This is a genomic window from Corynebacterium sp. MSK041 (genome assembly GCF_030232265.1).
Taxonomy (GTDB): domain Bacteria; phylum Actinomycetota; class Actinomycetes; order Mycobacteriales; family Mycobacteriaceae; genus Corynebacterium.
This window is the reverse complement of sequence record NZ_JASPJK010000005.1, coordinates 55,294-67,577: the sequence shown is the minus strand read 5'-3', so window position 1 is coordinate 67,577 and position 12,284 is coordinate 55,294. Positions and strand designations below refer to the sequence as shown.

Annotated in this window: 11 protein-coding genes; 4 read left to right on the top strand and 7 right to left on the bottom strand. The window is 54.1% G+C overall.

All coding sequences use genetic code 11. The features are described 5' to 3' along the window. Positions 1-90 precede the first annotated feature (90 nt). Positions 91-1,968, top strand: coding sequence for a DUF2075 domain-containing protein (locus tag QP968_RS05945; protein WP_284855484.1), 1,878 nt, complete (start codon positions 91-93; stop codon positions 1,966-1,968). A gap of 265 nt (positions 1,969-2,233) precedes the next feature. After that, positions 2,234-4,450: an AAA family ATPase gene (locus tag QP968_RS05940; protein WP_284855483.1), complete on the top strand. Its 2,217-nt coding sequence runs from the start codon at positions 2,234-2,236 to the stop codon at positions 4,448-4,450. Between the two features lie 225 nt (positions 4,451-4,675). On the opposite strand, the gene QP968_RS05935 is transcribed toward QP968_RS05940, so the two are convergent. The 6 genes from QP968_RS05935 to QP968_RS05910 all read right to left on the bottom strand — a co-directional run bounded on the left by QP968_RS05935 (position 4,676) and on the right by QP968_RS05910 (position 9,497). Next, the gene (locus tag QP968_RS05935) at positions 4,676-5,572 is read right to left on the bottom strand and encodes an acetamidase/formamidase family protein (protein WP_284855482.1); all 897 of its coding nucleotides are present in this window, start codon (positions 5,570-5,572) and stop codon (positions 4,676-4,678) included. Positions 5,573-5,652: 80 nt separating this feature from the next. After that, the gene (locus QP968_RS05930) at positions 5,653-6,087 is read right to left on the bottom strand and encodes a DUF488 domain-containing protein (protein ID WP_284855481.1); all 435 of its coding nucleotides are present in this window, start codon (positions 6,085-6,087) and stop codon (positions 5,653-5,655) included. Next, positions 6,084-7,436 carry a DUF7373 family lipoprotein gene (locus QP968_RS05925; RefSeq protein ID WP_284855480.1) on the bottom strand — a complete coding sequence of 451 codons (1,353 nt, stop codon included), beginning with the start codon at positions 7,434-7,436 and terminating at the stop codon, positions 6,084-6,086. Before QP968_RS05925 ends, QP968_RS05930 begins: the two co-directional genes overlap by 4 nt. Before the next feature lie 82 nt (positions 7,437-7,518). Beyond that, a complete protein-coding gene (locus QP968_RS05920) occupies positions 7,519-8,652 on the bottom strand; it encodes an ATP-binding protein (RefSeq protein ID WP_284855479.1) in 1,134 nt (377 codons plus the stop codon). A gap of 140 nt (positions 8,653-8,792) precedes the next feature. Next, entirely contained in the window at positions 8,793-9,041 is a 249-nt protein-coding gene (locus QP968_RS05915; protein WP_284855478.1) for a hypothetical protein, read from the bottom strand. Between the two features lie 81 nt (positions 9,042-9,122). After that, positions 9,123-9,497, bottom strand: a complete 375-nt coding sequence (locus QP968_RS05910) for a hypothetical protein (protein WP_284855477.1) — start codon at positions 9,495-9,497, stop codon at positions 9,123-9,125. A 170-nt stretch (positions 9,498-9,667) separates the two neighbouring features. Here QP968_RS05910 and QP968_RS05905 point away from each other — a divergent pair, with 170 nt between their 5' ends. Continuing rightward, positions 9,668-10,318: a hypothetical protein gene (locus tag QP968_RS05905; RefSeq protein ID WP_284855476.1), complete on the top strand. Its 651-nt coding sequence runs from the start codon at positions 9,668-9,670 to the stop codon at positions 10,316-10,318. After that, the gene (locus QP968_RS05900) at positions 10,309-10,812 is read left to right on the top strand and encodes a roadblock/LC7 domain-containing protein (protein ID WP_284855475.1); all 504 of its coding nucleotides are present in this window, start codon (positions 10,309-10,311) and stop codon (positions 10,810-10,812) included. Before QP968_RS05905 ends, QP968_RS05900 begins: the two co-directional genes overlap by 10 nt. 47 nt (positions 10,813-10,859) lie before the next feature. Here the strand turns inward: QP968_RS05900 and QP968_RS05895 are convergent, their stop codons facing one another. Then, positions 10,860-12,158 (bottom strand): hypothetical protein, encoded by a 1,299-nt coding sequence (locus QP968_RS05895; protein WP_284855474.1) that lies wholly within the window; start codon positions 12,156-12,158, stop codon positions 10,860-10,862. Between the last annotated feature and the right edge of the window lie 126 nt (positions 12,159-12,284).

The following is a 12,284-nucleotide window of genomic DNA, read 5'->3' as shown; positions in this document are numbered from 1 at the left end:
AGCTGCCAAACGTCGACCTCCTCGAAAGGCCACCGCAAGGTGGTCTTTCGCTATATTGCTGGGTTAGGGTTCACCGTGGTTGGAGGAAACATGAAACTCAAGAGTAAAGCTGTAGTCAGGTCATTTCCCTACAGCGTCGATCACCTTGAGAATTTCCTTGTAGAAGCAGCTCAAGAAGATGAAGCCACAAGGCGTCTCCTGCTGAAGTACCCGACGGTGTACGTCATCTATCAAGAATCTAACGGCGCGTATCAAGTCTACGTCGGTGAAACCAACGACATTGCGCAAAGAACGAAAACTCACCTCGAAGTTGATCCCGACAACATTGATCTGGGTCAAAATGTGTTTGATGAGGCACTACTCCCTGTAGAAGACCCTGAGGTCATCGCGTTAAAGCCATCAAAGTGGAATTCATTCCGGGATAATGATTCCACGATTATCGTCATCGGGCACTCCCTATTCAACAAGTCGTTGACCTTGGACATCGAGGATCGACTAATGCTCTACCTGTCCTCCGTTGAGGGCGTGAAGGGAGCGAACTCGGTTACGCTCACCAATGCTCGTAGGAATATCCAGACGGACTATTTCACGCGCGATTACGTCGATGAGGCGTTTAACTCAATCTGGCGAAAACTCCGCCAGCACGATCCTGTTCTATTTCCCCTTGAGCGCCTGATTCGTGAGTCGGCGCTTTTTAAAGCCTCCCCGTTTCATCAACTCAACGAGCAACAAGTTGGCGCAAAAATACAGATCCTCCAGGCTGTTGATCGTGCATTGACCCCGGACGAGTTTCAAAGAGACCGAAACCAGTCTGATCTGATTCTGGTTAAAGGGGGAGCAGGAACCGGCAAGACCGTGTTGCTCAGCAGCGTTTTCTATGACCTCATCCAAGCCCGTACAGCTAAGACGGATCTAGGGGATGATCAGAGCTTCAACGCATACTTGCTTGTCAACCACGACGAACAGGTAACTGTGTACGAGCAAATCGCGGAGAAGCTTGGATTGCACAACGATAAACACTCGCGCGTCATGAAACCGACACGATTTATTAATGAGCACCAAAACTCGGGTGAGAAGGCCGATGTCGTGTTTATCGACGAAGCCCACCTCCTTTGGACACAGGGTAAGCAGTCCTACCGCGGTGAAAATCAGCTCCGCGACATCCTTGAATTGGCTGATGTTGTCGTTGCTGTCTTTGATCCTCTGCAAGTTCTGGCGGGTAATCAGTTTTGGACTGAAGATCAGCTACAAGAACTCGAAGCGCGTGCAGGTCATGGCAATATCATCAACCTCAGTCAACAAATGCGCATCGACTCCGATGGCCCCGCCGAAACATGGATTCGAACGGTTGTTGATGAGGGTTTGATCACTCAGATTCCCACGAATGATCGGTACCGGATCGAGGTCTTTGACACTCCTGAGGATCTTCATGCTGTCATTCGTGCAAAATCGGATCTGAGCGAATCATCGGAGGTAGAAAAAGGTTTAAGCCGCCTCATTGCAACCTACGATTGGAAGTTCTCGTCCGGAAAGACCCGGCCAGCGGATAGTGACACGTGGGACGTGACCATCGGTGATTTCCGCCTGCCCTGGAACAACCAAATGACAATTTCACGCACGGAGAAGAAACAGTCATGGGCGGAGCGAGCCTCAACTGTTGATGAAGTCGGGTCAATCTTCACGGTTCAGGGCTTTGATCTCAACTACGCCGGGGTCATCCTTGGGCCATCCGTCAAGTACCGTGACGGCCGAATCGTCTACGACAAGACAGAAAGCAGGAACCCCAACGTAACGAGCAAACGATCAATGGAGATCGACGGAGAAAACAAGAAACTCGACGTCAGCCAAGAACTGCTACGCAACCAGCTCAACGTTCTTCTGACCCGAGGAGTTCGTGGCATGGGAATCTACGCTGTCGATGAAGAACTCAGGGAAGAGCTCAAGAACGCAGCCCCGCTAGTGGATTGATTCCTAATTATGGATCAGCCATTAGCACCTTGGCTTGAACAGGGGCCAAGGAAAAGAACTCACATTGACCTTTCTGATCATTCACTTTTTGGGCCATGAAGCTTGAGAGCGAGGGCCATTACGGTGCTCCCCATACACTTGGCGGTTTAACAATTTGGATGCTTTTGAATGAAAACGTTGGAGAAACCACTGGTAGAGAATAAGCTACAGTCATCTGTTTCTGTGTCTAGTCTACTAACGGCTGCTTATAATTCGGGGGCTACCGATGAAAAATTCTAAATATAACACTCTGGCGATCAGTGAACTTTCATTGCAGAACCACCAGTGTTTTCCATCGGATGCTCCAGAGCTGAAACTTGATAAATTGACGTTTGTTTATGGGCCAAATGGCTCTGGTAAGTCCACAATTCTCAGGGAAATGGGACAGCACTCCGTCTTCACCGACGGAGTTTGTGAGCTTAGAGCTTTTGATCAAAAATTCATTCGCAATCTCCTTAATCCCGATCACAAGTTTGCAGGCGTCCTGCGCGTGATTGATGGGCCAGATGACGTTTCAGAGCGGTTGAGGGAGCTGAATGGTGCTGGGGGAGAAATTGAACTCGCTCAATCTAAACTCGAAGGTTTAGAGAATACACTTCTTGAGAAACAGCGTGAGGCTAATGCAGCTGAACAACGGTTCCAAAATCAATGTTGGGATGCAAAGAAAGCAGTCCCAGCAACGCTCAGGGAGGCGGGTTTGAAGGAGGGGCTCGGTAGAAAACAAAACCTAGCTGACCAGGTTAAGCAAAAGTTTAGGTCTGGAAATAGACCGACTCTGGAGAACACGAAATCCTTTGGTTCCTTGGAAGTTGAACTTCAAGAGCTGGGTACCGCCGGTGAGCCTGAATTACCAACGCTGCCAACTTTGCCTCGTCTAACCAAAATCGACGGATATATCAGGGATCTATTCAACGAAGAGCTTGTTCCTGACACTAGCAATGAGCTGTCGAAGTTAATTGAAAATATTGGAAACGCGGATTGGGTGAAACAAGGTGTTGCGCACTTAGATCAAACTGACTCATGTTGCCCGTTCTGTCAGCAAGAGCTCTCTGAGTCTCTGATTGAGAAGATCCGATCGTTGTTTAGCGAGAACTATGACGCCGCCGTCAGTCAAATTGAACAACTGCGCGACAAGTTCTTGGATTATCGAGGAGAATTAAATGTCCTTGAGGAGGAGCTAAAGGGGTTTCCAGAGCGCATTGTTTCCGTCCTGAAAGTGTCGATAGCAGAGCATTCGACATACGCGTCAACAATAATTGAAAGAGCCAATGAAAAGCTTAATCAAATGTCGGTTGCGTGCTCGATTGATGGCATTGATCAACCCGATGTGCTGGCAGGCGCGTATAAAAAAGCCTCGGAAGAGATTGATCGAGTTAACGCTAGTCGCCGGAATATGAAGGAAGCGCGCGCACGGATTACAAATGAAATTTTTGATCGATTTGCAGCTGAAAAACTTGAGCAATGCTGGAATTCCTACAAAACGGACGTTGACGGTGCAGAGAAGGCGGTGAAGAATTTAAAAAAGGAAGTTTCTTCGGCTAAAGCGGAGCTTGAGAGTCTAAACAATGAAGCGAGAAGACTTGCGGAAAGCGTGTCGTCCACTAAGCATGTTATGGATGATGTGAACCAGACCCTCAAAGCCCTAGGATTCTCCAACTTCCATCTTGCACCATTGAAAGATGAGGATTCTTACAAAGTTGTTCGTTCAACGGGGGCCCTTGCTGGACCTACATTGAGTGAAGGGGAAAAGACTCTTGTGTCGTTTCTTTACTTCTTCCATAGTCTTGAAACAGCTGCCAACGATAAAACTAGAACCTTGCCACTAGTAGGGGTAATTGATGATCCTATATCAAGTTTAGATTCGGAAACTCTATTTGTAATCAGCGTACTTTGCAAACAGTTAATTGATACATGCCTTGATACTCATTCGCGGTTATGTCAGCTTCTGTTCTTAACCCACAATGCCTATTTCTTTAAGGAGATCACATATCAATTCGGAAAGCCTAATGATAAAGGTCGCCTTTACTACACATTCCGGAAGCAAGATGGTTCTGTGACGCAGGCTACCGAGCACAAAGGGAATCCCATCGTTTCTACATACGAGCAACTTTGGGCTGATCTTCGAAACGATAAGCAGGGCGATGTCGAAGACAGAAACATTTCTGCAAGCACCCAAAACACTATGCGCCGGATACTTGAAACGTATTTTGGTTCGATTGGAGGGTTTCGGGAGGACCTACTAAAGAAAATGGAGCCGGGTGATCAGTTAGCTGCCCAATCGCTATTAGCTTGGGCTAACGATGGATCCCACAACATTCCTTGGGAAGTTGATTACGCTCCAGCTGGCACTGAAGCTTTGCATTGCTATACGGTGTTCCGCAAAATTTTTGAGGTGGAAGGACAGTTAGGTCATTACAAAAAGATGATGAGGGAAGTGCAGTAAGAGAATTTCTGGGAGCTGTGTGCCGGGTTGGGCCTGTGGAGAGGTTTCCAATATTGACACCTATGTCATCAAGCAAGGCTAAAAGCCTGGATAGCAGTGCATCCTCGTGTTCCCGCCTCATGTTCCGTTAAAGCGGAAGCATACGGTCCTCCACAGGGCTGTGAGTCCATGATCTCTGGTGACCTCAACAGAGCAAAGCGGGTGATCGCACGCTTTGTCACTTCACTACGGCAGCGCCACCCCGCACTGTTCGAGGATGGTCTTGGGCAGGCGGAAGCGGGCGGTCATGCGGGGGTCGACGATTTGGCTGATTTGGATGTCGCCGGTAAGCGACAGGAGCATGAGGGTGTCGGTGGGGTCGAGGGGGGATTCGTCGGAAAGCCAATCGCGCATCATGCGGGTGGATTCCTTGACGGCGTCGGTGAGCTCGATTTCGGAGGAGATTGTGTAGACCGCATCGCCGGAGTCGAGGAAGGGCAGGGGCAGTGGGCGGCCGTCGAGGACGGTGACGCGGATGCGTACTTCCGCTGCGATTTCGGCGCCGCAGACGGCGACTTCGCCGTCGCCCATGACGGCGTGGACGTCGCCAAGACTGAGGTTTGCACCTTCGACCTCAACGGGGAGGTAGAGCGTGGAGCCGGCGACGATTTCCTTTGTGTCCATGTTGCCGCCGTGTTGGCGGGGCTCGCCGGTGGGCACGGATTCGGTGGCGGGGGAGGTGCCGATGACGCCGATCATGGGGCGCAGCTCAATAGCGATGTTCTCGGAGAAGTGGGCCTTGCCGTCGCGGATGGGGATGATGCGGGTGCGCTCCTCAACCGTGCCCGGCAGTGCGCCGAAGTCCGGATGGGTAGTCATGGTGGCGTGGTCGCCGATCTCAATGCTGAGGATCTCCACCTTGAGGGTGTCGCCTGGCTTAGCGCCGTTGATGGCAATCGGCCCGGTGGCCGGGTTGACCTTGTCCCAGCCGACGGAGCTGAACAACTGCGACTCATCCGTGATGGTGTTGGAGAAGCAGTCCATGGTCTGGACTGTGACTTCGTCGCCGCTTTCAATATGCAGACGGGGTTCCTGGTCCGGGGACATAGCCAAGACGCACTTGTGGGAATCGATGGAATGCATTTCTTGCCCTCTCTTTGCGGAAAAGAACAACTGGGACTGCCATCGACCCTAGCTGGAAACGGGGTGGGCGGGGTGCGGACTTACAAGTGAATGATTTCCACCCCGGACCACTTTTCGGCGAGGTACTGCGCGGCGATGAGGCGGTGGCACGTGGAAGGGTCGGCTTCAGAGCACAGCAGGGCGGCGTGGTCGAAGGTGGCTTTCGTGGGCATGTCGCGTTCGTCGAATTGTGTGCGGAGTTGGTCCGCAAACTCGTCGAAAGGCAGGTGCTCTTTCCGGTAGGCGTGCATGAGGTCCTCGCTTGGCGCGAGTTCCAGGACGTGCTGGTACTCGATGTCGGCGATGACTTTGAGGAACCACGCGAGGTCGTCTTGTTTGGTGAATCCGGCGAGCTGGTTTGTGTTGTGGCGCCTGATGTCCACGACACGCTTCACGTTATTGTCACGCAGCAGGTCGAAGAATTCCTCCGCGCTCTTCTTTGAATAGCCGATGGTGTAGAGCTTCATGTTTGTCATGATGCCTGAGAACTGGTTGGTGCCTCCTGCAGGATGAGGTATTGGGCGGCGACCATTTGGGACAACTTCGTCTTCCCGTCCACTTCCGGTTCGTCTGATGCGGAGTCGGACTCAACGGGGGCGTGGTCCATGAAGGAGGCGTAGGCAAGGTAGTTCTCGTGTCGCACGTAGCAGAAGTAGAAAGTGCTACTGGTTTGTGGGGAGGAGTAGCAGCTGGTGCCGGGGACGTTCTGCGGGTCATCGTAAGGCTCCAATGTTTCAAAGAGCCCAGAGTTTGCGTCGATGGATGTGAATTCGGACTCGATGTGCTCAGCCTGCTCGGGGCTAGATGCGCGCAGCAGGAGTGTTTCCGCGACGCCAGCGGCTTCGATGTCAGAGGATTCGTACAACCTCAACACTTCCGGCGTAGAAACAAACCGGCTGGCAGTCAGTCGGGCGTTCAACGGTAGGGCAGTGGTGCCCACGCTTTGGCCTTGGCGTGGTGGCATGAGGGTGTAACGCAAAATGTCGTCCGGGTCCAGCGGAAGCCAATCATCCGTCTGGCCGTAGCCTTTGGCGGTTTTGTGGGACGGGATGTCGCTGAGAAGCTCAGCTTGCTTATCCGCGAAGGCACGCCCGTACCCGCTCATCCAATCCATCGAATCCGGACCATGCGGGATGACTGCAGAGTTCTCGTCGAGTTTGTCATTGTGTGTTTTAGCCACCATCAAGTACTCGTCCTTGGTGGTGATGGCTATCTGCGCCTGCTGCTGCTCGTCCTTGGCAGCCAGAACCTTAGGATCGCCGGCGATGTCTACATTCTCCAGTGGGTAGTTCGCGTCGCCGAGGTAGTCAGTTCCGCCCTCCGCAAGATACGCATCGTGCATGAGCTGAGCTGCTTCTTGTGCATCCTCCGGGGACTCGAAGCGGTGCACACTATGTTCTGCACCACGTTTGCCCGCGGAATCCACTGCTTCTTGTGTGTAGCCACCCAACCACTTCTGCTCCAGATGGTTGAGCTTCTCCGCCACCTGATCCGGCATTCCTGCCTGGAAATCCGTGAAGGAATCGCTGCGCAATGGATTACGGCCACCGGAAAACGCTTCATCCACCTCATACGGCAACAGTGTGTAGGCGGCCACAAGATTAGTCTCCGTCACCAGGCTGAGAGACTCCCAAGTTTTCTTGCGCCAGCCCGGATGGGGCTCGGCATTGTAAAAGCCCGTGTCATAGGCAGACTCGGTTCCAGTGGTCTGATCAGCGGAATCGTCCTGTTTATCCTGGTTGAGAATGTTTATGCCGCCGCAGCCCGTCAGGAGCAACGCGCTAACGGCGGTGGAGGCAACGACAGTAAAAAACTTAGAAGACATTAAGAAACCTTTCTTTGGTTACGCAAACATACACGCGTTGACGGGTCTCTGCTGTCTTTTGGGAAAATGGCGAAGCGTGGGGTTAGTTGACGCGGATGGGGCGATCGTCGCTACGCAAGTACGAGCCGAGGTAGGGCTGGGCGAATTCGAGCTTGCCGTGGCCGGCGGAAACGATGAGGTCGCGGTTGATCAGTTTGGCGCGCGAATCGGAGATCTCATTGAGTTTTCTGCCCAGGGAGGAGGCGATGTCGCTGATGGAAATTTCTCCGTTGGGTGATGTTGTCTCGAGGTTGGCCATGGCGTCGAGGAACTCGCGCTGGCGCGCGGGCACGCTTCGGACGGAAGGCTGATGAACGTTCGTGCCCAAGATTCGAATGGCTTCCGGCCGAGCTTCCTCTACCGTGTCGAGCGTGATCGCTGCGTCTGATTTTTCCCACGACAGGAAACCAATGAGCTGCACAAGATACGGGTAGCCCTGAGTGAAACTGGCGGCGTAGTCCGCAGCTTCCTCGCTGAATTCTTTGCCTGATCCAGCGGCGGTTTCGACCAGGTTGGAGCGTGCATCAGCGATCGTAAGCGGACCGAGCTCGTAGTGGCGTGCGCGGCGGAGGAAGGTGGTGCCCGGCAAATTGAGCAGGTTGTTCACACCAACGGTTAAGCCCGCCATCGCTATGGTGATGTGCTCATTGTCACGCACAAGATCCTGGAATGAGATAGCTATTGTCGTGAGGTCTTGGGGGTCACAATCCTGGACCTCATCAATCGTGATCAGCACGCCAGTGTCCTTCAGAAGGGACAGAAGTTCGCGGAGGCGACTGCTCAGGCGCGGGGCTACCTGCGTCTCGTCGCTGTTCCAGCCGATGGAGCCCACACCTGCAACGGAGATGTGCTCAATGTGGTGCTTGCGCGAGGGCTCTAGCTTTTCGACGGCCTCCGGAACCAGCGACTCCGTAAGCAACTGCGCCATACCCTCACGTGCAGATAGCCGAAGAACAATCCAACCGTTGCGTTGAGCGATATCCTCAACCTCATTAAGCAAGACTGTCTTCCCAATACCGCGGGACCCGGACACGATGATGGATCGTCCGGGGTTGCCAGGTTGGCTGAGGATGGCTTTCTCGAATTCGAGGAGGACGGTTTGCCTGCCGGACCAAATCAGTGGGCTGACGCCGAAGGTCGGGCGGAAGGGGTTGCTGGTGTGGGGGAGCGCATCCATGTGGAACAGTGTAGCGAATTGATACTTTGATAGTTTCTCGCTTTTGATACTTTGATAGTTTTCGTCTTAGTGTTCACACTGGCGCGTAAAACGCTTTAAAAACAAGCAACGAGGAGAAACCCGGCTCCTAGTGCTCTCGCTTAGTGCTTATCTTTGGAAACCCCAAAGAGGCGCGCAAGTGAGGTGAAGAATCCGGGGTTCTCCTCGTGAGGATATTCAGTTGAGGCATCGGAGGGAGCGTCGTAGTTTTCCGGCTCTCCCTCCTCGTAGACGATGTAGGTCTCGTAGTCCTCGGCGATTTCGTCGCTCATGTCCGTGGGGTCTACATCATCGGGGCTGACAGAGGGATGTTCTTCTGAGGGGTTGAAGCCCGATGCAGGATCGTCCACCGCCTCCTCATCGAGTGATTGCGGTGGAACTTGATCCGCCCATTCTCCGTAATTTAACGGGAAGGCTCCGCCCTCAGTTCTTCATGCCAGATTGAATTCGCGGGTGTGCTGGATCACAGCGCGGCGCATCAGAGCAAGGTTGCACTGCGAGGAGTTCACTGCGAGGTACACGAACATGTTGTTGTCCAGGATCTTGATCAGGTGCAGCTGATCCGTCAGGGTCAGCAACATATCCTCAAGGCCACCGGTGATGCCAAGAGCCTCCATAGTCTTGAATTTGGACTTAACCATCTCGGAGTTGTACGCGGCCGCGACATCGAGGTCAAAGTCCGGGTACTTGGAGTTGGAGGCCAGGGACATACCGGTGTCCAAGTCGACGACGGAAGCGCCGATGAAGCCGTTCAGATCCGTCGAGAGAGCCTCGAGGAAGCCGTTCAGGGAGTCCTGCTGAGTCATGCTTAGGTTCCTTTCAAGTTGATGCTGTACACGATCATCACCGATCTTGGATAGTTTTTCCAGTCGAGATAGTCGCGAGCGAGTAGCACAAGACACCATGAGAATACTCAGCTGTTGAAATGTCATCAATAATGATGTAGAAATTCCTGGCAGAAGCCGGAGGTAATGTTATGAATTTCGAAGCGAGATATGCTCCGCGACACGGCAAGCCAGAGGAGCTCACGCCAGAAGATGTTGACTCCACGCTGGTCATGCCAGATGACGCGATCATTGGTGCCCATTCGCATGCAGAGATCGTGTTCGTTGGTCCGGTCGGGGTTGGGAAAACAACCGCAGTACGTGCACTTTCCACATCCACGCCGGTGAGTTCTGAAGTGAAGGCATCCACCACGGATGACTTCATTGTGGGAGGCAAGGAAACCACCACCGTCGGCATTGAAATGGGCGTGTGGGAACGCCTGAACGGTCAACGCGTGGCGCTTTACGGTACCGCCGGACAAGATCGCTTTGATGCTTCGCGGACTCCGGCGCTTAACCCAGAAGCAGGAATTGTCCTTATGCTGTTTGGGTATGAGCACTTGCTCAAAGACCAAGTACAAGAATGGGTAGGGTTATTGGGGGAAAAGCGGGCGCTGCACCGAACCGTCATCGGAGTAAACTTCCTGGCTCCTGGACAGGAAGATCCGATACCGCGGATCAAGCAGCTGCTGCAGGATCATGGACAGAGGGATGTACCAGTGCAAATGGTTGACCCGCGGAATGTGTTTGACGTGGCGGACATCGCTGAGGCTGCGCTGAAACGAGTGGAAGAATGTCAGTGAATTTGCTGGACGGCTTTAACCAGGATGACCCCGATTGGAAGGTAGAAATCGGGCGCCACCGACGGGTGCGTGGCCAGGATTTTGCCACTAATGATTTGGCCGCAGCGATCCTGCCGTCAATGGCACGCATGCGCCATAGTGTTCCAGGTTTGTACGCTATCGCGTTGGGTACCGGTGATGGCATGCATGTGTGTTCACTTGGCCTGCCAGACTCTCTCGTAGCATCCGAAATCACTGCTCTGAGCGCCTCCATGCTGGGAGTGGCGGAAGCGCAGGCAAACTTGCTTGAGGCAGAGGCTGATGAGTCTGCGCCACCTGCCATCGTGACAGTGGCCCGTCCTGATGATGAGTGCATGGCTCTTGTAAAAGTTGAGCATGAGCCGGTGGGGCACCTGGTCATGACACTGTTTGCTCGAGACACCCAGCTAGGCATGGTTGTCTATCACGCCCGGAACTCCGCCATTCAAATGGCGGAGTGGCTCGCAGAAGTCTAGTTACGGCGGAGCCTTATCCGGGGTACATCAGTCATTTTGGTAGTGCCTTAGTGCCAGTGCTTCTGATGCTCGGCGTGGGTGGACAGGTACGCGCCAGGGGCGAAGATCTCGTCGTAGTAGTCGGTGTCCAGGTGTTGGGCTTGGAGGTAGTTCATGATCCAGACGGTGGGGATTGTCCCGGGGAATTTGCCGAAGGTCTCATAGATGTAGGTGGCCTGCAGCTTCATCAGCTCGGTGAAGCGCTCATCCGGTTTGGCTGCTTGGGAGCGGATGGCGCGGCTTTCCGTCCAAGGGCCCGGTGTGTCCGGGTGGAAGGGGCCGCCGGGGCCGTACTTGCGCTCGAAGAAGGCGTCGACGGCGTCGGCCATGGTGTCGTAGTACGGCGGGGCGTAGGTTTCAAAGATGCCTTTCTTGCCGGTGGCGTTGGGCAGGGACCAGCGGTCGTCTTCTTGGATGTCGAAGCCGAGGCCCGGGACGTCCTCGCGCCCGGAACCGCCGAGGAAGGTGAGGCGGTCGATGCCGTCGAAGCTCCACCCACCCAGGCCGAGCGCGCCGAGCACAAGGTGGCCCAGCAACGTGGAGGACATCAGTTCTGCGGTGGCCTCTGTTTGCGAGTACTGCTCCAAGAACGACAGCGGCAATGGTTCGTTGACGCGCGCGATGTCGCTGAACTCCTTGATGCCGGGGATCTCCCGGCCGTTGATGTCGTCGTAGATCACGTACCTGTTGCGTGTGAAGAAGGCCAGGTTGGCCAAGGTGTGCTGCGCAAGGTCAGAGACCGGTGCGATGAGAAGCGAGCCGGGATAGTTAGCAATCCACGTGTTGTGTCCCTCCAGGTACGGTTCTTCGCGGGGGATCCAGATGCGCTCGTCGCTAAGCTTGCGCACGTTGCGCAGCACCGAGTTGAGACGGGCCTCCGTAAAACCTTCGTTCTCATTGAAGGGCACCTCCGGTGTGGCATCGCGCGTGGATAGTGCGTAGGTGCCGGAGTCATCGGTGAAAAAGAAGTCCGCAATGTGGAAGCCGGCTGCCGACGGGAACGTGCGGCCAGTGGCGCTACCGGAGTAGTCCGGCAGCTTCGGTGCGTAGCCGGGGTGGTGCGTGATGCTGTGATGCCAGCCCGTCACACCCGCAACGGTGGCCAAGACGATGGCGCGTTCCAGATCGCTCAACGGCTGGGTGTCGTGCTTGCTCGTATACGCCAGCGGACCGGCTGGCACCTTGCCGCCGAGGGGGAAGCGACGGGAGCGGCGTCCGTTGATCGCATCCAGGAGAGGGAATTGCGCTAGGCGGTCCAAGTTTTCGCGGTCTTTGTCGGTGAGTGTGAGCAGTGGGAGATCAGCCATGAAAGTAGACCCTTCTGTCTATATGGTGTTTGTTTGTGTGCGGTTCAGGCTATGTGTACTGCTGATTTGTTGGCCAGAATTAGATTCATAGGGGTCTGAAAATGTAGACAGAGCGGTTTATTTAAG

Excerpts from the sequence above, each read along its gene's own strand:
- QP968_RS05945 (WP_284855484.1), top strand. The coding sequence starts at position 91 with ATGAAACTCAAGAGTAAAGCTGTAGTCAGGTCATTTCCCTACAGCGTC.
- QP968_RS05940 (WP_284855483.1), top strand. The coding sequence starts at position 2,234 with ATGAAAAATTCTAAATATAACACTCTGGCGATCAGTGAACTTTCATTG.
- QP968_RS05935 (WP_284855482.1), bottom strand. The coding sequence starts at position 5,572 with ATGCATTCCATCGATTCCCACAAGTGCGTCTTGGCTATGTCCCCGGAC.
- QP968_RS05930 (WP_284855481.1), bottom strand. The coding sequence starts at position 6,087 with ATGACAAACATGAAGCTCTACACCATCGGCTATTCAAAGAAGAGCGCG.
- QP968_RS05925 (WP_284855480.1), bottom strand. The coding sequence starts at position 7,436 with ATGTCTTCTAAGTTTTTTACTGTCGTTGCCTCCACCGCCGTTAGCGCG.
- QP968_RS05920 (WP_284855479.1), bottom strand. The coding sequence starts at position 8,652 with ATGGATGCGCTCCCCCACACCAGCAACCCCTTCCGCCCGACCTTCGGC.
- QP968_RS05910 (WP_284855477.1), bottom strand. The coding sequence starts at position 9,497 with ATGACTCAGCAGGACTCCCTGAACGGCTTCCTCGAGGCTCTCTCGACG.
- QP968_RS05905 (WP_284855476.1), top strand. The coding sequence starts at position 9,668 with ATGAATTTCGAAGCGAGATATGCTCCGCGACACGGCAAGCCAGAGGAG.
- QP968_RS05900 (WP_284855475.1), top strand. The coding sequence starts at position 10,309 with ATGTCAGTGAATTTGCTGGACGGCTTTAACCAGGATGACCCCGATTGG.
- QP968_RS05895 (WP_284855474.1), bottom strand. The coding sequence starts at position 12,158 with ATGGCTGATCTCCCACTGCTCACACTCACCGACAAAGACCGCGAAAAC.